Genomic DNA, 23419 nt, shown 5'->3' with positions numbered 1-23419 from the left:
TTAGGCTTGTTGGGTGATATACACCTCTGTAGCCCCCATACCGTATTTTTGATAATCCGCATCATAAAAGCGCACCCCCTCATACCTGTTAAAAAGGTATTTTAATTCCTCGCGCAATATTCCCTCGCCTACCCCATGGATAAAAACCACTTTTTGTATTCTTTTTCGAATGGCAAAATCGAGTTGTCTTTTTGCAGTTTCCAGCTGTAATTCCAGGATTTCAAAAGTCTCCATCCTTTTAAATCCCTGGGTAAGCTTTTCTATATGCAGATCCACTTCCATCCTGGGCGCATTGCGCTCTTTGGGTTTTAGCGCAGGCTTGCGACGTTTTTTAGACCGGGCCTCCTCATCCTTCACCCTGGATATCTCGGCGTTGCTAATCTCTATAGGAATTTCACCGGAGATCCGTACCAATTCATGTATCTCAAAACTCATCGGGAAACCATCATCAGTCTGTAGGGTGACCACTCCGCCCTCTACATGGGTAATTGTCCCTGAAATCAGGTCGTCTATAGCTTCTGCCCTGTCTCCAACACGGAAAAACGGCTTATTGAAGTTTTCTGCCTTCATCTTTCTTCCGATCTTTCACTATTCCATCCCCTGGACGTTCTATAAACACCGAACATCAATATGATGATGCCGAGACTCATTGCGTATTCATTCTTTACCAGGGTATCGCCACTGGCTAAAAGACTAGCTCCGCCGGCGATCAACAGAAAATTAATGATTCCTTTTATTTTCATTCCTCAAAAATAGTAGTAATTTTCGGTTGAGGAACCGACCAAGGGATGAAACTCCAACCAACCATAGCTATCACCTCAGGGAAAGATTATATGCTCCCCTGCCTGAACAAACAAATTTTTGGGTTTGAATGCCCGGGTTGTGGGATACAACGATCTTTCTGGCTTTTGCTGGAAGGTAAATTCGGAGAAGCCTTCCTCATGTACCCGGCCATATTTCCGTTGATCTTACTTTTTGCCTTCCTTATTGCAGACCGTTTTATCAGGATACGCTACGCTAATACCATCAGTATAAGCCTGATGATACTTAGTGTTTTAACCATTTTAACCAACTATATTTTCAAATTAATTTAATCCTTTACTATGGAACAACAGAAATTACCAAATGTAACTATAGCTATTGTGCTTTCTATCCTGGGATACTTATGCTGCTGTATCTGGGGAGTCCCCGGAATATTGCTGGGAGGTATTGCCCTGCTCCTGATCAGGAGCGATGAAAAGAAGTATATGTCAGCCCCGGAAACCTATTCCAATTACAGCCAGCTAAAAACCGCCAAGATCATGGCTATTATTGCAATAGCACTCGGTGTATTAACCCTCATCTATATCCTGTATACCATCTCACAGATGGGAGGATGGGACGCTTATATGGAGCGATCTATGGAAATGATGGAAGAATGGGGAATAGAAGAATAATCCTGTAAATACCAATTATGAACCAAACAACTTTACCAGGGGCCAGCACCACCCTCACCATGGGAATTCTTTCCGTGGTTGGTGCACTGATGTGTTGTGGTCCCTTTGCTGCCATATTCAGCTTTATTGGACTGTCACAGGCCAAGAAGGCCAAGCAGCTCTATGAATCCCAACCCGGGCTTTACTCCGGCTTTGAAAACGTAAAAACCGGGAAAATCCTGTCCTATGTAGGATTAGGCCTCTCTGCTTTTATGCTTATAGTGCTCATCTTGTATTTTGGGGTGATTATTGCGCTGGTTACTACCGGAAATTTAGACGATTTCTGAAGCGGACGCCTAGCCAAGGTTCGGCATTCCAAATATTCGGTGTTTAACCTTATAATTAGTTAAACACCGTATACAATCAAAAACACCCCTGGAAGACCAGGGGTGTTTTTTTTATTATGACCCTTATAGAACTAGTTGGCGACTTCGCTCATGAATTTGAGCCGGTAGAGGCGCAGTTCCTCATCTTCATATTCGCCATCAAATTCCTTCAGGGCCTTTTCTATATTATCAGTTTCCGCTTCAAGGAAATAATCGTGAATTTCTTCTTGCTGGTCCTCATCCAGAATTTCATCGATCCAGTAACCGAGATTCAGCTTAGTACCACTAAAAACGATCTGCTCCATTTCTTTGACCAGTTCTGGGATCTCTAAGCCTTTGGCAGAGGCAATATCATCCAGCGGTAGCTTCCGGTCTATATTCTGAATGATGTAAAGCTTCAGGGCAGAATTAGCACCAGTACTTTTAACGACCAGGTCATCCGGACGTACAATGTCATTTTCTTCCACGTAGTCAGAGATCATTTTGATAAAGGGAGCTCCAAAGCGTTTGGCCTTCCCTTCCCCTACCCCGTGTATGTTGACCAGCTCATCCATGGTAACCGGATACTTCAGGGCCATATCCTGTAGTGAAGGGTCCTGGAACACTACAAAAGGAGGCACATCTCTTTTTTGCGCCTCTTTTTTACGCAGGTCTTTCAGCAACTTCAGCAAATTATCATCAGTGACACCCGCATTTGCTTTGGCAGCAGTAACGATGGCATTATCTGTTTCCTGGTTGTAAGAATGGTCTTTTGTCATCATAAAGGAACCCGGCTTTTTAAGAAAAGCATGACCTTTATCCGTAATGTGCAATACACCGTATTGCTCTATCTCTTTTCGTAGCAGACCTGCTACAAGAACTTGCCTGATCAGTGCCATCCAATAGGATTTATCATGCTCTGCCCCACTTCCAAATACCGATTTGGTGTCGGTTTTGTGTGAGGAAATCAGGGAATTGGTTTTACCCGTCAGGGTTTTTACCACTTCTTTCGCCTTAAATTTTTCACTGGTATCCTTGACTGCCTGCAGTAATTTAACCACATCGCCACCAGCTTCTTCTTTTTCTTTTGGATTACGGGAATTGTCATCCATATCTGCACCATCACCATGGACTTCGTCAAAGGCCTCCCCGAAGTAGTGGAGTATGAATTTTCGACGCGACATAGAAGTTTCCGCATAGGCCACAATCTCCTGCAACAGTGCATTACCGATCTCTTGTTCGGCCACAGGTTTTCCGGACATGAACTTCTCTAATTTTTCTATGTCCTTGTAGGCATAAAATGCCAGGCAATGACCTTCACCACCGTCCCTCCCGGCACGGCCGGTCTCCTGGTAATAACTTTCTATACTTTTAGGGATATCGTGATGGATGACGTAACGGACATCCGGCTTGTCTATTCCCATCCCAAAGGCGATGGTTGCAACCACTACATCTACTTCCTCCATGAGGAACATATCCTGGTACCTGGAGCGGGTCTTAGCGTCGAACCCGGCATGGTAAGGCACAGCACTAACACCATTCACCTGTAAAACCTGGGCCAGCTCTTCAACTTTTTTCCTACTCAGGCAATAGATGATCCCTGATTTACCGGAATTCTTCTTTACGAACCGGATGATATCGGCATCAACATTCTTAGTCTTGGGTCTTACTTCGTAAAACAGGTTGGGCCTGTTGAAAGACGCCTTAAAAACTTTTGCTTCCGGAATACCTAGGTTTTTGATGATGTCTTCCTGAACTTTTGGCGTGGCCGTTGCAGTCAGAGCAATAACAGGTATATCATCTCCAAGCCTGTTGATGATGCTTCTTAGGTTCCTGTATTCCGGACGGAAATCATGCCCCCATTCAGAAATACAATGGGCTTCATCTATGGCGACAAAAGATAGGGGTACCGATCTTAAAAATTCTACGTTTTCCTCTTTGGTGAGTGACTCCGGTGCTACATAAAGCAGTTTTGTGATGCCCGACTTAATATCGCTCTTCACATTCTTAATCTCGGTTTTGGTGAGGGAAGAATTCAATACATGGGCGACCCCGTTATGGGACGAGACGCTTCGGATAGCATCCACCTGGTTCTTCATCAATGCAATCAGAGGGGAAACAACAATAGCTGTCCCTTCCTGTATTAAGGCAGGTAACTGGTAACACATGGATTTACCTCCACCCGTCGGCATAACCACAAAAGTGTTATTGCCTTTTACTACATTGCTGATCACATCTTCCTGCAGTCCTTTAAACTGCGAGAAACCAAAATATTTCTTTAGTGAGGCATGTAGATCAATCTCATTTAAAATCATGCTGTACTGTTTAATTGCCAATACTTTATCATAGGGTTAACACCCATTTTATTAAGGTATGAACTATTTATGGAATTCGGGGTAAGCGGATTCAATTTTAAGACGAACTTTAAGAATCCCTATAAAATAAGTTTCCGTACTTTTGTTTACTTAAATATAAAATTTTTCAAAGGATTTTATTCCCTCTTAAGGAATAAAATCTGACGCAAATTAGCTAATTTTCAATCGACCTTGATCAAAAATAATGCCATCCTCGAAATAGCGCGAAAAGCTATAGAAACGGAAGCTGACGCTATTCAAAATCTTACTACCCTCCTTGACAGTGCCTTCGCAGAGGCTGTTACAACCATACTGGACTCTAAAGGCAGGGTCATTGTGTCAGGAATTGGGAAAAGTGCAATTATTGCCTCCAAGATCGTTGCCACGCTGAATTCTACCGGCACCCCTTCGATTTTCATGCATGCGGCAGACGCCATTCATGGAGACCTGGGAATCATTCAGGAGAACGATGTGGTGATGTTAATCTCTAAAAGCGGGAATACACCGGAAATAAAAATGCTGGTGCCCCTGATCAAACAGGCTAAGAACAAGTTAATAGGAATGACGGCTAACCCGGAATCATCCCTTGGCCAGCAAGCCGACTACGTTTTAAACACCTTCATTGAAAAGGAGGCTTGCCCCAACAACCTGGCGCCTACAACCAGCACCACGGCACAACTTGTTATGGGCGATGCCCTGGCTATCTGCCTGCTGGAACTCAGGGGTTTCAGCAGTCGGGATTTTGCTCGCTTCCACCCCGGGGGCACTTTGGGCAAAAAACTATACCTGAGGGTCTCCGATATCATTTTAACAAATTTAAAGCCCGAAGTATCCATCGGATCGGACGTCAAGAATGTAATCGTTGAAATCTCTGAAAAAATGCTCGGGGTCACCGCGGTGGTTGACGGTGATGAACTGAAGGGTATTGTCACCGATGGTGACATTCGGCGTATGCTGAATAAATATGAACATATCAACGGACTGACTGCTCAGGATATCATGACCACTAGTCCCAAGACTATCGAGACAGAAGTACTGGCTGTGAAAGCCTTGGAGATCATGCAAGAACACGGGATCTCGCAACTACTGGCTGTGGATAATGGTGTTTACAAAGGAGTAGTTCACTTGCACAACCTCATTAAAGAAGGCATCCTCTGATGGCAAAAAAGAAAAACAACCCCAACGAGATGTCCTTCCTGGACCATCTTGAAGAACTGAGATGGCACCTGATCAGATCTACCCTGGCGGTAGTAATCATCGGCTTTGTCGCTTTCCTTATGAAAGATTTTATTTTTGACACGGTCATTTTTGGACCAAAAAAAGCAGATTTCCCTACCTACGAAATCTTCTGCAAACTGTCAAAATGGCTTGGGTTAAGCGAGGCATTCTGTGGTGATGGCCCGGCATTCCGGGTGCAGAGCCGGGTGATGGCAGGGCAGTTCTCTGCCCATATCTGGACCTCGATCTGGGCAGGATTCATTATTGGGTTTCCCTATATTCTTTACGAAATGTGGAAATTCATCAGCCCCGGGCTGTATGAGAAAGAGCGCAGGAGCTCTAAGGGCTTTATCTTTATCGCGTCTTTCCTTTTCTTCCTCGGGGTGCTGTTCGGCTATTATGTTGTTGCGCCCCTTTCTATCAACTTTTTGGGGAGTTATACGGTGAGCGAGGAGGTATTTAACGACATTGACCTGGGCTCCTATATTTCAACAGTACGTGCATCCGTGATCGCTTGTGGTTTAATATTTGAACTACCGATCATCATATTCTTCCTGACCAAAATTGGTCTTGTCACTCCGGAAATCTTAAAAAAATACCGGAAAATAGCACTGGTTATCGTCCTGATCATCTCTGCCGTCATCACACCCCCGGATGTAGCCAGCCAGATCATCGTGGCGGTACCTGTACTTATCCTTTATCAAATCAGTATATACATCTCTAAATTCGTAGTTAAGCGCGATGCAAAAAAAGAACGAAAATAAACCCGATCCCGTAAAAGAATTCAACGATTACCGGGCTCGCATGAATGAAAAGTTGCTGAATAATGACAATAAGATCATTAAACGCATCTTTAACCTGGACACCAATGCCTTTGCACCGGGTGCCCTGGATGTAAAAACCAAAGAGTTACTCGGGCTTGTAGCCTCTGCCGTATTGCGATGTGATGACTGTGTCCGGTACCACCTTGAAAGCTCACTGGAACAGGGCGCCACTAAGCAAGAAGTTATGGAAACCCTTTCTATCGCCACTTTGGTTGGGGGCACCATAGTGATCCCCCATCTTAGGAGAGCCTATGAATACTGGGAAGCACTGGAGGAAAGCGAAGGTTAAAAAACCCGTAAAACTTTCGGCTTCCGGAATGAAAGTTTTAGATTTGGCCGAGCAGAACATATGAAATTAAGGGCAGAAAATATTATGAAATCCTATCGCGGCCGCAAGGTGGTGAAGGGTATCTCACTGGAAGTCAACCAGGGAGAAATCGTTGGTCTGCTCGGCCCCAATGGTGCCGGGAAAACAACTTCTTTTTATATGATCGTCGGGCTGATAAAGCCTAACGGGGGCCAGATCTTCCTGGACTCTATGGAGATCACTAAATTTCCAATGTACAAACGTGCGCAGAACGGCATTGGCTACCTGGCCCAGGAGGCATCTGTGTTTCGGAAGCTCAGTGTGGAAAAGAACATTCTAAGTGTACTTCAGCTCACGGACCTCAGCAAGAAGGAACAACATATGCGTATGGAGTCCCTGATAGAAGAATTTGGCCTGGGGCACATCCGAAAAAACCGGGGAGACCTGCTTTCCGGTGGAGAACGCAGGCGTACCGAGATAGCCCGCGCATTGGCTACGGACCCAAAATTTATTCTACTCGATGAACCCTTTGCCGGGGTAGACCCGGTTGCGGTAGAAGACATCCAGCGCATTGTGGCCCAGCTGAAAAATAAAAATATCGGCATCCTGATCACGGACCACAACGTGCAGGAAACCCTGGCGATCACAGAACGATCTTACCTGATGTTTGAGGGGGGTATCCTGAAATCAGGAATCCCGGAGGACCTTGCGGAAGACGAAATGGTACGTAAGGTTTACTTGGGCCAGAATTTTGAGCTTCGTAAGAAGAAACTGGATTTCTAGCACCAGGGCCTTCTAAATCCTTTTTTCGGAATACATTTAAACCGTCGTCTTATTGGATGCATCCGTAATAATGGAAGCCGCCAGGTAGAATAAAAGAATCGCAGGGATGGCCAGGAATTTAAGTGTCAGGAGTAATACAAAGCTGACAACGATAAAGATATAGCGGAGTGCATTATCCCGGAAACTCCAGTTCTCAAATTTAAGCGCAAACAAATTCAATGAAGAATTCAGCAGGTAACTGCTCAGCACAGTCATGCCCAGCAAGAACCAGGTATTCAGGATAATACTGTTTAGGTAATCATTCGCGTGGTAAATGAGGATCAGTGGTAGGGAAAGGATCAGTAATGCATTTGCCGGGGTGGGAACCCCCACGAAAGAACTTACCTGGTTTTCGTCTATATTAAATTTAGCCAGCCGGTAGGCAGATGCCATGGTGATCATAAAACCGGCGAAAGGCAATAGTGATGCGAACACGTCCTCCGACCCTCCCAGCATTCCTGTATGGTTCCATCCACCCGTAACCGACATGGATAGAAGTTGGAACATTACGATTCCCGGAACTAGTCCGCTGGTAATCATATCCGCCAGGGAATCCAGCTGAAGGCCTACCTCACTTTTTACATTGAGTAAGCGGGCAGCCATCCCGTCAAAATAATCAAAGAAAATCCCAAGGAATACGAATAAGGCGGCGAGTTCCATCTCGTTCCGAACCGCAAATACCACGGCGATACAACCGGATAATACATTGAGGAGTGTAATAAAATTCGGGATATGTTTTTTCATAGGGTTGGCGTTGTTAAAACGAAGATAAATAATAAAAGTCGCATTATAGCAGCAAGCTCTGTACCTCCGGGGAGGACTTCAATTAAAGCTATTCTGAATTATGAAGCTATTTGGTCACAGACATAGCTCAATTATTCTGATATTTGCGCCAGAGTTTAAAGAACAGATTTATTATTGTATGCCGTTATCGCTGAAGAAGTATTTATTTGCTTTTTTTACCCTGTGGATAATCTCCAGCCAGGCTCAATTATCTCCGGATGCGAAGATCAGCGTAATCACATGCGGGCCGGGGAGCGAACTGTACGCTTCTTTTGGTCATAGCGCTTTCAGGGTACAAGACCCGGTCAAGGGCTTAGACCTGGTGTACAATTACGGTACCTTTGATTTTAATACCCCCGGATTTTATACCAAGTTTGCAAAAGGCCAGTTACTCTACTCTTTAAGCCGGAATTCTTTTGAGAACTTCCTGTATACGTACCAGCTGGAAGATCGCTGGGTAAAAGAACAAATACTCGCCTTAAGTCCTGAGGAAGAAAATAAAGTACTGCAGTTTTTAGAATACAATTACCTCCCGGAAAACCGGGATTACCTATACAATTTCCTGGATGAAAATTGTTCCACGAAGATCCCCGAAGTCCTGGAAAGGGCGCTTCCCGGGAGACTGGTGTTAGATGATGACTATTTAGAACAGACCTATACCTTTCGTCAACTGATCCAACAGTACCTCAGGACAAACTCCTGGTCCAGCCTCGGGATAGACCTGGCCCTTGGCTCCGTGATCGATAGGAAGGCCAGTCCAAGAAAGCATATGTTCCTGCCGGATTATGTCTTGCGGCAGATGAACCACGCCCAACTAAACGGCAACTCTTTGGTGAAAAAAGAAAGAAGTATCCTTCAAAAACAGGGCGAGGAATCTTCCGCATTTTTCCTGCTAACCCCTGCTTTCTGGTTATTGCTTCTTTTCTTAATAACCGCGCTTTTCACTTACAAGGATTTGCGCAACGGTAGCAGGAGCCGGGCATTGGATTCCTTTTTACTCCTCTTTACCGGTATACTCGGGGTGCTTATTGTATTTCTCTGGTTTTTTACCGATCATACGACCACCTTGTACAATTACAACATATTATGGGCATTCCCACTGAATCTTTTAGCGGGAATAGCCGTACTTAAGAAAGCGAATCCCGGAATGTGGTTCAACGGATACCTGGCATTTCTCCTGGGTATGCTTTTACTGACCCCCGTACTTTGGATATTGAATATCCAGGTGTTTTCACCGCTCATGATCATCATATGGGCGACCCTCGGGCTGCGTTACGCCTATTTATACCGTTATTTTAAAGCTGGATTATCCCCTACTCTATGAACTTGATCACCGTTGAAAATATTTCTAAATCCTATGGGGAAAGGCAACTGTTCTCCGGGCTTTCCTTTGGTATAAACCAAGACCAAAAGATTGCACTGATCGCCAAGAATGGAACGGGAAAGACCTCCATCCTGAATATTCTAGCCGGATTAGACAGCCCGGACACCGGACGTGTCAATTATCGCAAGGGATTACGGGTTTCCCTCTTATCACAGGAGCCTAACCTAGACCCTTCGCTGACAATAGAGGAGACGATTTTTACAGCAGATACCGAGATCCTGAAAGTGATCCGCAAGTACAACAAGGCTTTGGCCGACCCTTCAGATGAAACAGCCTACCAGAAAGCTTTCGAGGCAATGGAACGATTTAACGCCTGGGATTTTGAAACTCAGTACAAACAAATCCTCTTCCAGTTAAAATTACAGGACCTGGATGCCAAGGTGGCCACCCTTTCCGGGGGGCAAAAAAAGCGATTAGCACTGGCTAATGCATTGATCAATAAACCCGATCTCCTGCTCCTTGATGAACCCACTAACCACCTGGACCTTGAAATGATAGAATGGTTGGAGCAATTTTTCGCGAAAGAGCAACTCTCCTTCCTGATGGTGACCCATGACAGGTATTTCCTTGAAAGAGTTTGCAACGAGATCCTGGAATTAGACGATAACCAGCTATACACCTACAAGGGTAATTATTCTTATTACCTGGAGAAGAAAGAGGCGATGCAGGAACAGCAAGCCGTGGAGCAACACAAATCCAAACTGCTGTACAAGAAGGAATTGGAATGGATGCGCAGGCAGCCCAAAGCACGGACCACCAAGTCCAAGGCGCGGATAGACGATTTTAAGGACATCAAACAAAAAGCTCACCAGAGCAAGGACAGGAGAACAGTAGAGCTGGAACTCAACATGGACCGGCTGGGAAGTAAGATCGTAGAAATCCACAAGGTCAGTAAAGCATTCCCGGGCAAACCCATACTGGACAACTTCTCCTATACCTTTAAAAAAGGGGAACGGGTAGGCATTATTGGTAAGAACGGTACCGGGAAATCTACTTTCCTGAATTTACTTACAGGTAGGGAAGCTCCGGACCAGGGTAAAATCGTGGTTGGCGATACCGTTACCTTTGGTTATTACACTCAAAAGGGAATCACGGACAAGGCGGGCTTAAAGGTCATCGATGTCATTAAAGAATATGGTGATTATATTCCCTTAAAGAAGGGAAGGCAATTATCTGCACAACAATTGTTGGAGCGATTTTTATTTGACCGGAAGAAACAATATGATTTCGTGGATAAACTCAGTGGTGGTGAACGCAAAAGACTTTACCTCTGCACAGTACTGATACAAAATCCCAATTTCCTTATCCTGGATGAACCTACGAACGACCTTGATATTGTTACCTTAAATGTTCTTGAAGAGTTTCTTCTCGATTTTCCCGGTTGTCTCCTGGTGGTTTCCCACGACCGTTATTTTATGGATAAGATCGTTGACCACCTGTTTATTTTTAAAGGAGAAGCGCAGATCAAGGATTTCCCCGGAAACTATTCTGATTTCAGGGAATTCGAATCACTTGAGGCAGCAGAAGAAGCCAATAATAAATCTTCCTCTAAAGAATCTACCGAGAAAAACACCTGGAGGAATAAGGATGATGGTAAACTGAGTTATACGGAGCAAAAAGAATACCAACGTCTTGAAAAAGAAATTGCGAAACTGGAAAAAGAAAAGCTTGCCATACAAGATAAATTCACCGATGGTTCCCTCGAAGGGGAGGCCATTGATTCGCTTTCCATTGAACTTAAGGAGATCATGGACCAATTGGATCAACAGACAGAGCGTTGGTTTGAGCTTGCGGCAAAAATGGAATCATAGCAAGGACTGAAGTTTTGATCTACTCTTTAACAGCATATATCCGCTTTCTTCTAAAGTCATCCAACCAGCATGGAGTTCATTCTCCTTTTGTTTACCAATACGTGACCAAATGCCTGTACGGGGATTACGGTTTCAAGGGCACTAAAACAACAAGGGTCTTTCTAAAGAGCCTGGAGTACTTTAAGTCGCGTAACATCATGATAAGCGGCAACAACCCGGACATGGAGAATCAGATAGCATCCCATTTTCCGGATGTCAGAACGGGATCAACGCCCTACGATTTCATTTTTATACCAGCCCTTGAGATCAAAACAATATATGAACTCCTGTCCGAGCCGGGGCTTTTACACAATGATACGGCTGTGCTTCTGGATCAGCCTTATAAAGACAAGGAAACTACGGAGCAATGGGAAGCCATAAAAACAGACAGCAGGGTTACAGTGTCTATTGATATGTTTCATTGTTGTGCGATCTTCTTCAGGCAGGAACAGGCCAGGGAGCATTTTAGGATTCGGATATAATGCCGTAATTTTAACCCAACACAAGACTGTGATGGAAATTAACATCTATTATGTACTGGGAATCGTGATCGTCCTCTACCTTTTTATCACGGTTTACAACAAGAAGAAATCGACCAGGAGACGATCCAGGGAATTTATGGAAGGTTACCAGCGCAAGGAAAAAAAAGCGGAGAAAACGCCGGAACAAGAAAACAGGAATAATTAGGTAAAGAACTTAATTACAACCCGGCACAAAGGCCTAAATACACTGATGAAGATATATACGAAGACAGGGGACCAGGGAAGTACGGCCTTGATAGGAGGAAAACGAGTGGCCAAGCACCACATACGCATTGACAGCTACGGGACTGTGGATGAACTTAATTCATGGATAGGACTGGTCCGTGACCAGGAAATACCGGATAGCTCAAAGGACGTTTTAAAAAACATTCAGGATAAACTCTTTATAATCGGATCTATACTCGCTACGGATCCCGAACAAAAGCCGGGTAAAGCAGGGCAATCGCGTATAAAAATCCCATCCTTAAAAGAAGAAGATATCGCCCTGCTGGAAAAAGAAATTGACCGCATGAATGAAGCGCTCCCTCCAATGACCCATTTTATCCTGCCCGGAGGCCATACGACGGTGTCATACTGTCATATCAGCAGAACTGTTTGCCGCAGGGCAGAGCGCCTGGCCTCGCTTCTGAACGAGCATGAACCCTTTAACCCTGATATTCTTATCTACCTCAACAGGCTCTCTGACTATCTTTTTGTATTGGCACGAAATTTGTCCGATTTTTTGAAAGTTGATGAAGAAAAGTGGATTCATTAAGGAAAAGCCTAATAATTTTATTATTTCTTCGTTATCTTTTTAGTAAATCCGAAAAACCCACCCGATGTTTACGAAATAATCGTGAATTCTCTTGGCTATTTGGCTTTTAAAATTATTTTTGCAAAAAATTAAAATCATACTTGAACGATGTATTGGACTTTAGAATTGGCATCTTACCTAAGCGACGCACCTTGGCCCGCAACCAAAGATGAATTGATAGATTACGCAATTCGGACAGGTGCGCCATTGGAAGTTGTCGAGAATCTGCAATCCATGGAAGAAGAAGGAGGCGAGATTTATGAATCTATTGAGGAGATCTGGCCGGACTATCCTACTGAAGAGGATTACCTTTGGAACGAGGACGAGTATTGATCCCAAATAACGAATTCAAATTAAAAAGTCTCTTAGGAGGCTTTTTTTTTATGTAATTTTGACAGCCCTCAGGGCCAAAATTGGCAGTATTACAATGTGGAATACCTTTTGAGGTTACAGAATCACATAATTTGAAATCGATTTTACTTCACAGCAGGTTTCTTCAGGGAGCAGGCTTAAATTACAAGATATACCTATGAATTTTTTAAATTCTGTTTTAAAGGCTTTTGTTGGAGATAAGGCAAAAAAGGATGTTAAGGAATTACAACCCCTTGTCAATGCGATAAAGTCTCATGAAGAAGCCCTTTCCCAGCTTACACATGATGAGCTCAGGGCTAAAACAACGGGCTTTAAGCAACAGTTGTCTGAGGCCTGCCGAGAGATTAACGAGAAGATTGCAGAAATCCGCGCAGGTGTAAAGGAATCCGAGGATATTGATAAAAATGAAGAACTCTACGCAGAGATCGATAAACTGCAGGAAGAGGCTTACCAGCTTCAACAGAAAACGCTGAATGATATTTTACCGGAAGCCTTTGCTGTGGTCAAGGAAACGGCTAAACGCTTCGCTGAGAACGAAACCATATCGGTGACTGCGAGCGAATTTGACCGAAGCTTGTCGGGAGAAAAAGATTATGTCCAACTCCAGGGGGATACCGCAGTTTGGCAGAATTCCTGGGATGCTGCCGGGAAAGAGGTAACCTGGGATATGGTACATTACGATGTACAACTTATCGGTGGAATTGCACTCCACCAGGGTAAGATCGCAGAGATGCAGACCGGTGAGGGTAAAACCCTGGTTGCCACCCTCCCACTCTACCTGAATGCGCTTACCGGCAACGGAGCTCACCTGGTTACTGTTAACGATTACCTGGCAAAAAGAGATAGTGCATGGATGGCGCCTATATTTGAATTCCACGGTATGACTGTAGATTGTATAGACAAGCACCAGCCAAATTCTGATGGCAGAAGGGCTGCTTATAATGCAGACATCACTTATGGTACCAATAATGAATTCGGTTTTGACTACCTGAGAGACAACATGGCTCACAAACCAGATGACCTGGTACAACGCCCGCATCACTATGCTATCGTGGATGAAGTGGATTCCGTGTTGATTGACGATGCCCGTACACCGCTTATCATCTCCGGTCCTGTACCCGAAGGTGACCGGCACGAATTCAACGAATTGAAGCCTAAAGTTTCAGACATTGTACAGAAGCAGAAACAATACCTGACAGGTGTACTTGCCGAAGCCAAAAAGCTGATCGCTGCAGGCGACACCAAAGAAGGTGGATTCCAGTTATTGCGAGTACAGCGTGGTCTTCCCAAGAACAAGGCACTGATCAAATACCTGAGTGAAGAAGGTATCAAACAATTGCTGCAGAAGACAGAGAACACCTATATGCAGGATAACAACCGTGAAATGCACCAGGTGGATGCGGAACTGCTATTCGTGATCGATGAGAAGAATAACCAAATAGAACTTACAGATAAAGGGATAGAGTACATCTCCGGTGACCAGTCTAAAGATTTCTTTGTCATGCCCGATATTGGTAGTGAGATCGCAAAAATTGAAAACCAGGACCTGGAAATTGAAAAGGAAGCAGCTCTGAAGGAGGAACTCTTTAAGGATTTTGCGATCAAGAGCGAGCGCATCCATACTATGAGCCAGCTGCTGAAGGCTTATACCCTTTTTGAGAAGGATGTGGAATACGTGGTTATTGACAACAAGGTCATGATCGTAGACGAGCAGACCGGTAGGATCATGGATGGGCGGCGATACTCTGACGGGCTCCACCAGGCTATAGAAGCCAAAGAAAACGTGAAGATCGAAGCGATGACTCAGACCTTTGCTACGGTAACCCTGCAGAACTACTTCCGTATGTACAAAAAACTGGCAGGGATGACCGGTACCGCGATAACTGAGGCCGGTGAGTTCTGGGAGATCTACGAACTGGATGTGATGGAGATCCCTACCAACAGGCCGATCGCACGGGACGATAAGAACGATCTTATCTATAAGACCAAAAGAGAAAAATATAACGCCATCATAGAAGAGGTAACTAAACTGTCTCAAAAAGGAAGACCTGTACTGATAGGTACTACCTCGGTAGAAATCTCTGAATTGCTTTCAAGAATGCTTACCCTTCGCAAGATCAATCACAATGTTCTTAATGCGAAGCTACACAAGAAGGAGGCGGATATCGTTGCCGAAGCCGGTAAAGGCGGGATCGTTACCATTGCCACCAACATGGCAGGTAGGGGTACGGATATTAAGCTGAGTAAGGAAGTAAAAGATGCCGGTGGTCTGGCGATCATTGGTACGGAAAGACATGATTCTCGTCGTGTTGACAGACAGTTGAGAGGACGGTCCGGTCGACAGGGAGATCCGGGTAGTTCCCAATTCTATGTTTCCCTTGAGGACAACCTGATGCGCCTATTCGGTTCTGACCGCGTAGCCAAAATGATGGACCGTATGGGGCTGGAAGAAGGAGAAGTCATCCAGCACTCTATGATGACCAAATCTATTGAGCGTGCTCAGAAAAAAGTTGAGGAAAACAACTTTGGTATACGGAAACGACTACTGGAATATGACGATGTGATGAACGCGCAGCGAGAGGTAGTATACAAACGCAGGAGGCACGCTTTACAGGGAGACCGTTTAAAGCTGGATATCGCCAATATGATCTACGATACCTCAGAAGTGATCACTGAGACCAACAAGGCGGCGAGTGATTATAAGAATTTCGAATTTGAGCTCATCAAGTATTTCTCCATCACAGCTCCTGTCTCTGAAGATGAATTCGGCAAGATGGGCACCCCAGAACTAGCGATGAAGGTCTACCATGAAGCTTACAAGAATTACCAGCTGAAGATGGAGCGAAGTGCCGCAACAGCACTGCCGGTAATAAAAAGAGTTCATGAAGACAATTCAAATTCCTTTGAAAGAATAGTTGTTCCATTCACCGATGGGATAAAAACCCTCAACGTGGTTACAAACCTTGAAGAAGCCTACCAGAGTAACGGGAAACAACTGGTCAACGATTTTGAAAAGAACATCACCCTCGCCATTATCGATGATGCCTGGAAGACCCACCTGAGAAAAATGGACGAGTTAAAACAGTCTGTACAGCTGGCGGTTCACGAACAGAAAGATCCATTGCTGATCTACAAGTTTGAAGCCTTTGAGCTCTTCAAGGAAATGATCGTGAAGGTGAATAAGGAAGTGGTTTCATTCCTGTTCAAGGGAGAACTGCCTTCTGCAAGTTCTAATGAAATACAGGAAGAGCGACAAGTAAGACGTCCTAAAGAAAAGCTACAGACTTCTAAAGAAGAGATCCCGAACAGTGATGAACTTGCGGCCCAAAACAGGGCTGCCGGACAGACACAAGGTAACAGGCCTTCTATTACGGAGACCATTACCCGGGAGAAGCCAAAAATTGGTCGAAATGACAGGGTCACCATTAAGAATGTCCGGTCCGGTGAAAGCAAAGTGGTGAAGTATAAACAAGCCGAGCCGCTGATAGACCGTGGAGAGTGGGTACTGATTGACCACGAATAGTATATGAACTCAGAGAAAAAAGCGACTTGAGAAAGTCGCTTTTTTTATTCTAAGACGGGGTAGATGTCACTGTCCCTCAAAATTTTAAGTAGAACACCCAGCCTCGATAAATCAATGCTTGTCGTGAGTTTTGTAAGAAACTTCCTAGAAGTTTTTGATTATATGGCAAAACATATTTAGTTTTATGCCATGTAATTACGTAGCTGCGCCATATTATAACGGTTCTTTTCGTATTTTGAGCAGGCCAATGAACGTAGAAAAAATTGCTCCATGCTTACAACCATACTAGACCAGGACAGGCTGAGAGATAAAGTAAGCCTGACCCTGAGGGTTAGTTATTTCTCTTCTATTTTTTCCTTTGTCTTCGGCTTACTCTGCATTTTCCTCCTGGATATCTACGAAGTTGTTCCGTATATATTTATTGGGTTCGGCCTGTTGAACCTGTTGAATACCCTGGCGTACAAGTATCACGAAAATCTTACCCTGACCTATAACGTCATATCGATCACAGGACTCATCTCGTCCATTATCGTTACGCTCTTCACCGGGGGAATCAACAGTTCCTTTATTTTTGTACTTGCGGTGGTTGTTTTTGCCGGGTACACCTCTACCCGGAATTACGGAAAAATATACCTGTATATCAGTATACTGCTGATTATCCTTATCTATATACAAGGAATTTCAGAGTATTCGCTCACACAGAACGTTGTACCTGCTACATCCCAGAACCTATTCAGTTTCCTCAGTATTCTGTTCTCCGTATACCTGCTAGGAGGCGTCTTGGGGAAAAACCTGCTGAGAGCGCATCACAATCTTTATAAAACCAAACACGAACTCGAGCTACAAATTAAGGAAAAGGAGACGCTGCTCAAAGAGGTCCACCACAGGGTTAAAAATAACCTGCAAACGGTTTCCAGCCTGCTAAGCCTGCAAGCCAGGAGTATATCCGACCCGGAAATGCGAACCCTGATAAAAAGCAGCCAGAATCGCGTCATTTCTATGGCCATGGTACACGAGATGTTGTATATGCGCGAAGACATTTCGAAGATTGAATATAAATCCTATGTCCAGGAATTGGGCGAATATCTTCTGAAATCTGTCAAAGGTGCTACCGATAACGTAAGTCTTCAAATAGACATCCCGGATATTCAATTGGGAATAGACACTGCCATCCCCTTAGGACTGCTTATCAATGAAACCATCACTAATGCACTAAAGTACGGTATCAAGGACGAAGAAACCGGTGAGATTCATATTACACTGAGGAAAGTAAACCAGGATGAATTCATCCTAATGATCGGGGATAACGGGGTAGGTTACCCGGAAGATATTGACCTGAAAAATTCCAAATCTCTCGGTCTTAAACTCATCCACAACCTGGCGAGACAATTAAAAGGTTCTATCTCCAGGGATACTTCCAAGAAAGGAACCAATTACATCCTGGAATTCAGGGAAATCGGCGAAAACGTTCAATCTGTGATCTGAACACGGACACAGGCCGTGTATTTATGGGGTCGCTTCCATTAATAAATTGCTATATTTAAAAGCGAGAATATTAATGAAAGCTACCGAATGAAAAAACTATTACTTCTCATGGCTTTTTTCTGCCATGCCCTCCTACCCGCTCAAGAATACTTCCTTAAAAATTACGAACCTTTTAACTCAGAAATACCCAGCCCGGAGGCCTTTCTCGGCTACGGCATTGGTGAGATGCATACGCGGCATGACCTCATCGTATCTTACTTAGAGAAATTGGCCGAAGTATCTGATCGTGCTTCTATTTCCTATTATGGTAAAACTCATGAAGGAAGAAAATTGGTCATGTTAAACATATCAACCCCGGAACAGTTGGATAACCTCGAGGATTTACGGCAAAAGCACCTGGCTCTCACCCAACCTGAAAACCGGGATGCTATACCGGAGAACATGCCTGTATTCATCAACCTGGCTTACAATGTGCATGGGAATGAACCCTCCAGTTCAGAAGCCGCTTTACTTACGACTTATACGCTCGTAGCCTCCGAGCACCCCGCCATCGCAAAATACAGGGAACAGGCTGTAATTTTTGTCGACCCTACAATTAATCCTGATGGCAGGGACCGACATACGCAATGGGCTAATTCTTTCCGGGCTGATCCCCTTGTGGCAGATCCGCAAGACGCGGAACATAACGAAATGTGGCCCGCCGGCAGAACCAACCATTACTGGTTTGACCTTAACCGTGACTGGTTACTGGGAATTAACCCGGAAAGCCGGGGTAAACTTAATTGGTACCATCACTGGTATCCTAATGTAGTGACCGATTTCCATGAAATGGGGACTCAGAGCACCTATTTCTTTGAGCCAATGAAGCCCAATGGCAGCTTGGAACCTATAATGCCCAAAGAGAATTACGAGGATCTTAATACCTTGTTCGGTAATTATTTTGCGGCATCACTGGACAGCATAGGTTCACTTTATTTCACCAAAGAAGTATTTGATGGAACCTATCCGGGATATGGATCCTCCTACCCCGATCTTCAAGGAGGACTTGGTCTGTTATTTGAACAAGCGAGTTCCAGGGGGCATAAGCAGACAACGGCTTACGGAGAAATCACTTTCCCCTTTACCATTCGCAACCAGTTTGTTTCCGGAATGACCACAGTTAAAGCCGCAGTAGAGAATAAGGATTACCTGATGGATTACCAGAGAAGGTTTTTCCGATCTGCCCTGAGTAACGCTGACAATTCAAGGATACAGGGTTATAGCTTTAATGCAAAGAACGACCAGAACCGGATCAAAGCTTTTATCGACAAACTATTGCTACACAGAATTAAGGTATATAAATCGACGGATGGAGGATACGTGGTCCCCACAAAGCAACCACAGTATCGCATGGTACAGACCATGTTTGAAACCTATGACAAATACAGGGACAGTGTATATTACGATGCCTCTGCATGGTCTGTCGCTAATTTTTACAACATGAATTATAAAGCGGTGAACAGCCTGAAACTGGGTGATGAGATCACTGATGCGGAAAATGTTGTCTCGGTCAAATCTTTTGATAGATCCGAGTATGCCTACATCCTGGATTGGGATGATTACAATACACCCGCAGCATTATACTACCTACAGAAAAATGGACTGGTCCTTGCTTCAGCTTTTAAACCTTTTACGGTCAAAAGCGGTAATGGAACTCAAAAATTCAACTACGGGTCATTAGTATTGCCGGTGCAATTACAGGAAAAAGACTCCCAACAGGTATATGAGCTGTTAAAAGAAGCCCAGCAGAAGTTTCAAATTCCGGTTCATACTGTTTCCACCGGTCTCAACATAAGTGGTGTTGATCTTGGTAGCCGTTTTGTAAAACCATTGAGTGAACCTAAGGTAGCGATGTTGATCGGCAACGGTGTCCGTTCATACGAAGCAGGTGAAGTTTGGCACCTTCTGGACACCCGTGTCCATATGCCGATCACTAAAATCCCGATGCGTAACCTGGGTAGGGTTGATCTGGGCAAATATGAAACCCTGGTGATGGTCTCCGGGAACTACCAACTCTCAGATACCGAAAAGGACAAGATCATTTCCTGGGTTAAACAAGGAAATACGTTGGTCACAATTGGATCTGCTTCAGAGTATATCATCGAGAAGAAATGGGTCAAGGAGCAACTTACCAAAGTTGAAAAAGACAGCCTTGCTGTTCCTGAGCGACTCCCTTACGTGGATGCCGATGAACATCTCGGAAAAGAAAGTGTAGGTGGTATTATTCTTAAAACATCCCTTGATGTTACTCATCCTTTAGGGTTTGGGTATAGGGACGAGGTAATCCCGGTATATAAGAATAACGAAGTCTGGCTGGCGCCAAGTAAGAATGAATATGCTACGGTTGCCAAGTATACTTCTGATCCGCATATCGATGGATTTATCACTGAGAGAAATATGGAACAATATCTTAAGCCTTCGGCATCACTGATCACTAGTCCATTGGGTAGTGGCAGGGTAGTCATGTTCGCAGATAATCCTAATTTCAGAGGTTCCTGGTACGGGACCAACAAGCTATTCCTGAACGCGCTTTTCTTAGGGGAACACATAGAAATTCCAAACTAAAAAAACCATGAAGAAATTTACCTATACAATAACCGTCTTCTTTCTAAGCCTGCTGTGTGCCATCGCACAAAACGGTGAAGGTCCATATGACCAATTGATCATAAGGGGGGTAACCCTGATCAACGGGAACGGTGCACCTCCACAAGGACCTATAGATATCGTGGTCGAGAATAACCGTATCACCAATATAGAGGTAGTGGGTTATCCCGGGGTAGCCATTAAGGATAAGAGCCGGCCCCAACTTAAACCGGGCGGCAGGGAGTTAGATGCAAGCGGTATGTACCTCATGCCGGGATTCATAGATATGCATGGTCATATTGGTGGAGAAGCACAGGGAGCCGACCCGGATTATGTTTTTAAGCTATGGATGGGCCACGGGATTACCACAGTACGTGAGCCCAGCGGAAGAGGAGTTGATTTTGCAATGGACCTGAAGCGAAAAAGTAGCAAAAACGAGATTATAGCGCCCAGGATCGTGGTATATACCGGGTTTGGACAAACCAGTGCTTCCTTTAACCCGCTGAATGACATCCCCATAAGCACACCGGAGCAGGCCAGGAAATGGGTGCGTGCCAATGCTGAGAAGGGGGCAGATGGCATTAAATTTTTCGGGGCAGAACCTGAGATCATGACGGCCGCCTTGGATGAAAATAAAAAGTTAGGATTAGGATCCGCGGCTCACCACGCACAATTAAGCGTTGCCCGCTGGAATGTGCTTCATTCTGCCCGCGCAGGTCTTACGAGTATGGAGCACTGGTACGGTTTACCGGAAGCCCTGTTTGACGATAGAACGGTACAGGACTACCCCCTGGATTACAATTACCAGAATGAACAACATCGATTTGAAGAGGCGGGGAAATTGTGGTCCCAGGCAGCAGAACCTTATTCTGAACATTGGAATAAGGTGATGGACGAATTACTGGCATTGGATTTTACGTTAGATCCTACTTTCAACATCTATGAAGCCAGCAGGGACCTTCACCGGGCTAGACGTGCTGAATGGCATGAAGACTATACCTTACCGTCTTTATGGGAGTTTTACCAGCCCAGCAAGATATCCCACGGATCTTACTGGCACGATTGGGGAACAGAACAGGAAGTAGCCTGGAAAAACAACTACCGATTATGGATGACCTTCGTCAACGAATATAAGAACAGGGGTGGACGAGTAACAGCAGGTTCCGATTCCGGTTTTATCTTTCAATTATACGGTTTTGCCTACATAAGGGAGTTGGAATTACTACGTGAAGCGGGGTTCCATCCATTGGAAGTGATCAGGGCAGCCACGCTGAATGGAGCCGAGGCACTTGGGATGGCAGATGATATAGGAACGGTGGCTATTGGCAAGCTAGCAGATTTTGTAATCGTGGAAGAAAATCCATTGAAGAACCTGAAAGTACTTTATGGTACGGGTGCGGTCAGGCTTACTGAAGATAACGAAGTAGTTAGGGTTGGTGGCGTGAAGTACACGATCAAGGATGGAATAATCTACGATGCTAAAGCTTTACTTGAAGATGTGAAGAGCAGGGTACAAACTGAAAAGGAAAAAACGGGGTACCAGTTGAAGCAACCGGGAATAAATTAAGACAATTTAGCAGCGTTTCTTTTAGTTCTGAACTGCAGCTCTTTTTTCACTAACGAATTTTTAGAACGATAAAGTCGCGCTACGGCCTTCTCATCAATCGTTTTAATTTCCTGGTCACCGTTACCCACCTTATCACCAACAGACAAAGCAGTGTCCACAGTATTAGCTTTAAGTTGCTCATTTGCATCTATGTTTTGAGCCAACGCGGTTGCGCTGAAGATTAAGGTTAGAGTAAGGGTTAAAAGTGCTTTCATCATTGCTTTATTTATAGTTTAAAGATAGCTTGAGCTGGTAGCCGAATCCGATGAAAGTCGCTCTAACCCCTATATTTTTCGGTATCTGACCGATAATCGGTTAAAGTGTTTTTTATCATCGATAAGCGGGAAGTGCCGTAAAAACCACTGGCCGAAACTGTGTGCATTTCATCGATACCCTTGTCCGGATTTTATTCTAAATGATGGCCTGGGGGTGGTAAGATTTAGGGTTCCTATTCTGCCTTGGACAGGATTTCCTAAGGGTGAATACGGGATATTCTATTTTACTTCCTGCAAGGTTTTTGCACTGGTAGAGCTTAACTTGAGGATGGGGCGGGGTTAAGAGCCCCGGGTTGGCGGTACGCAGTTCGCAGTTCCCAGTTTACAGGGATAAAACCTTGCTTGTCCAGTAGAATATACTTTCCATTTTTTTTGATCACTTCCTGCAAGGTTCTTGCAGTATGGTTCGCTAACTTCAAAGCGGGGCGGGGTTAAGAACCCCAGGTTGGCGGTACACAGTTCGCAGTTCCCAGTTTACAGGGATAAAACCTTGCTTGTCCAGTAGAATATATTTTCCATTTTTTTGATCACTACCTGCAAGGTTCTTACAGTATGGTACGCTAACTTTTGAGCGGGGCGGGGTTAAGAACCCCAGGTTGGTAGTTGACAGTGTGCAGCCAGCCCATAATCTTGTCCTAGATCTATTACTACATTCGTTATGTCCCTTTGTCCCCCTGTACCGTTGTAACCCTGTAACCCCCGCCCCTATCGGACGGTACGTTCCTGCCCGAACTGATTCGTTCAGGCGGGCGGGCGGGCTGTAACCATTTAAGCCAACTTAGCCTTGTTCCTTTTAGTAGAGAAAGCCAATTCTTTTTTGATTCTTGAATTCTTGAACTTGTGAAGGCGAGCAACACTGTTCTCGTTTTTAACAGCTAA

General features: G+C 44.6%; 22 protein-coding genes. 17 read left to right on the top strand and 5 right to left on the bottom strand.

The features are described from left to right. Both PP178_RS11260 and PP178_RS11255 read right to left on the bottom strand, forming a co-directional pair. The gene (locus PP178_RS11260) at positions 1 to 570 is read right to left on the bottom strand and encodes a Smr/MutS family protein (protein WP_272594451.1); all 570 of its coding nucleotides are present in this window, start codon (positions 568 to 570) and stop codon (positions 1 to 3) included. Further along, the gene (locus tag PP178_RS11255; RefSeq protein ID WP_272594450.1) at positions 567 to 743 is read right to left on the bottom strand and encodes a hypothetical protein; all 177 of its coding nucleotides are present in this window, start codon (positions 741 to 743) and stop codon (positions 567 to 569) included. The genes PP178_RS11260 and PP178_RS11255 overlap by 4 nt, the downstream gene beginning before the upstream one ends. Positions 744 to 788: 45 nt before the next feature. Between PP178_RS11255 and PP178_RS11250 the strand changes: the two genes are divergently transcribed. From PP178_RS11250 to PP178_RS11240, 3 genes are read left to right on the top strand one after another with little or no spacing between them, the layout of a single operon-like run. Then, complete coding sequence (locus PP178_RS11250; RefSeq protein ID WP_272594449.1) at positions 789 to 1094, top strand: DUF2752 domain-containing protein; 306 nt, start codon at positions 789 to 791, stop codon at positions 1092 to 1094. 9 nt (positions 1095 to 1103) lie between these two features. Beyond that, complete coding sequence (locus PP178_RS11245) at positions 1104 to 1436, top strand: CCC motif membrane protein (RefSeq protein ID WP_272594448.1); 333 nt, start codon at positions 1104 to 1106, stop codon at positions 1434 to 1436. 17 nt (positions 1437 to 1453) lie between these two features. Beyond that, the gene (locus PP178_RS11240) at positions 1454 to 1762 is read left to right on the top strand and encodes a CCC motif membrane protein (protein WP_272594447.1); all 309 of its coding nucleotides are present in this window, start codon (positions 1454 to 1456) and stop codon (positions 1760 to 1762) included. Between the two features lie 131 nt (positions 1763 to 1893). Here PP178_RS11240 and recQ read toward each other — a convergent pair whose 3' ends face one another. Next, a complete protein-coding gene (gene recQ / locus PP178_RS11235; RefSeq protein ID WP_272594446.1) occupies positions 1894 to 4095 on the bottom strand; it encodes a DNA helicase RecQ in 2202 nt (733 codons plus the stop codon). A 231-nt stretch (positions 4096 to 4326) separates the two neighbouring features. Here recQ and PP178_RS11230 point away from each other — a divergent pair, with 231 nt between their 5' ends. From PP178_RS11230 to lptB, 4 genes are read left to right on the top strand one after another with little or no spacing between them, the layout of a single operon-like run. After that, the gene (locus tag PP178_RS11230) at positions 4327 to 5292 is read left to right on the top strand and encodes a KpsF/GutQ family sugar-phosphate isomerase (RefSeq protein ID WP_272594445.1); all 966 of its coding nucleotides are present in this window, start codon (positions 4327 to 4329) and stop codon (positions 5290 to 5292) included. Next, complete coding sequence (tatC, locus tag PP178_RS11225) at positions 5292 to 6116, top strand: twin-arginine translocase subunit TatC (protein ID WP_272594444.1); 825 nt, start codon at positions 5292 to 5294, stop codon at positions 6114 to 6116. Before PP178_RS11230 ends, tatC begins: the two co-directional genes overlap by 1 nt. Next, positions 6094 to 6465 carry a carboxymuconolactone decarboxylase family protein gene (locus tag PP178_RS11220; RefSeq protein WP_272594442.1) on the top strand — a complete coding sequence of 124 codons (372 nt, stop codon included), beginning with the start codon at positions 6094 to 6096 and terminating at the stop codon, positions 6463 to 6465. Before tatC ends, PP178_RS11220 begins: the two co-directional genes overlap by 23 nt. A 60-nt stretch (positions 6466 to 6525) precedes the next feature. After that, entirely contained in the window at positions 6526 to 7266 is a 741-nt protein-coding gene (gene lptB, locus PP178_RS11215) for an LPS export ABC transporter ATP-binding protein (protein ID WP_133644864.1), read from the top strand. A gap of 36 nt (positions 7267 to 7302) precedes the next feature. On the opposite strand, the gene PP178_RS11210 is transcribed toward lptB, so the two are convergent. Continuing rightward, a complete protein-coding gene (locus PP178_RS11210) occupies positions 7303 to 8049 on the bottom strand; it encodes a CDP-alcohol phosphatidyltransferase family protein (protein ID WP_272594441.1) in 747 nt (248 codons plus the stop codon). A 178-nt stretch (positions 8050 to 8227) separates the two neighbouring features. Between PP178_RS11210 and PP178_RS11205 the strand changes: the two genes are divergently transcribed. The 10 genes from PP178_RS11205 (at position 8228) to PP178_RS11160 (ending at position 22226) form a co-directional block, all read left to right on the top strand. Next, the gene (locus PP178_RS11205; protein WP_272594440.1) at positions 8228 to 9412 is read left to right on the top strand and encodes an Lnb N-terminal periplasmic domain-containing protein; all 1185 of its coding nucleotides are present in this window, start codon (positions 8228 to 8230) and stop codon (positions 9410 to 9412) included. Further along, complete coding sequence (locus PP178_RS11200) at positions 9409 to 11283, top strand: ABC-F family ATP-binding cassette domain-containing protein (RefSeq protein WP_272594439.1); 1875 nt, start codon at positions 9409 to 9411, stop codon at positions 11281 to 11283. The genes PP178_RS11205 and PP178_RS11200 overlap by 4 nt, the downstream gene beginning before the upstream one ends. A gap of 101 nt (positions 11284 to 11384) precedes the next feature. Continuing rightward, positions 11385 to 11804 (top strand): hypothetical protein, encoded by a 420-nt coding sequence (locus tag PP178_RS11195; protein ID WP_272594438.1) that lies wholly within the window; start codon positions 11385 to 11387, stop codon positions 11802 to 11804. A gap of 31 nt (positions 11805 to 11835) precedes the next feature. Further along, positions 11836 to 12009 carry a hypothetical protein gene (locus PP178_RS11190; protein ID WP_272594437.1) on the top strand — a complete coding sequence of 58 codons (174 nt, stop codon included), beginning with the start codon at positions 11836 to 11838 and terminating at the stop codon, positions 12007 to 12009. Between the two features lie 45 nt (positions 12010 to 12054). Further along, positions 12055 to 12618 carry a cob(I)yrinic acid a,c-diamide adenosyltransferase gene (locus tag PP178_RS11185; RefSeq protein WP_272594436.1) on the top strand — a complete coding sequence of 188 codons (564 nt, stop codon included), beginning with the start codon at positions 12055 to 12057 and terminating at the stop codon, positions 12616 to 12618. Between the two features lie 147 nt (positions 12619 to 12765). After that, a complete protein-coding gene (locus tag PP178_RS11180) occupies positions 12766 to 12990 on the top strand; it encodes a DUF2795 domain-containing protein (protein WP_013551418.1) in 225 nt (74 codons plus the stop codon). 196 nt (positions 12991 to 13186) lie between these two features. Then, a complete protein-coding gene (secA, locus tag PP178_RS11175) occupies positions 13187 to 16552 on the top strand; it encodes a preprotein translocase subunit SecA (protein ID WP_272594435.1) in 3366 nt (1121 codons plus the stop codon). 270 nt (positions 16553 to 16822) lie between these two features. After that, on the top strand, positions 16823 to 18037 hold the full coding sequence (locus PP178_RS11170; protein ID WP_272594434.1) for a sensor histidine kinase: 1215 nt from the start codon (positions 16823 to 16825) through the stop codon (positions 18035 to 18037). Positions 18038 to 18124: 87 nt separating this feature from the next. Beyond that, on the top strand, positions 18125 to 20641 hold the full coding sequence (locus tag PP178_RS11165) for a M14 family metallopeptidase (protein ID WP_272594433.1): 2517 nt from the start codon (positions 18125 to 18127) through the stop codon (positions 20639 to 20641). A gap of 7 nt (positions 20642 to 20648) precedes the next feature. Next, positions 20649 to 22226: an amidohydrolase family protein gene (locus PP178_RS11160; RefSeq protein WP_272594432.1), complete on the top strand. Its 1578-nt coding sequence runs from the start codon at positions 20649 to 20651 to the stop codon at positions 22224 to 22226. Here the strand turns inward: PP178_RS11160 and PP178_RS11155 are convergent. Then, positions 22223 to 22483, bottom strand: coding sequence for a hypothetical protein (locus PP178_RS11155; RefSeq protein ID WP_272594431.1), 261 nt, complete (start codon positions 22481 to 22483; stop codon positions 22223 to 22225). The two genes, PP178_RS11160 and PP178_RS11155, sit on opposite strands and share 4 nt — an antisense overlap. Between the last annotated feature and the right edge of the window lie 936 nt (positions 22484 to 23419).

Source organism: Zeaxanthinibacter sp. PT1 (assembly GCF_028464225.1).
GTDB lineage: Bacteria > Bacteroidota > Bacteroidia > Flavobacteriales > Flavobacteriaceae > Zeaxanthinibacter.
The sequence above is the reverse complement of the archived record's forward strand: the minus strand, read 5'-3'. Positions and strand labels throughout refer to the sequence as shown.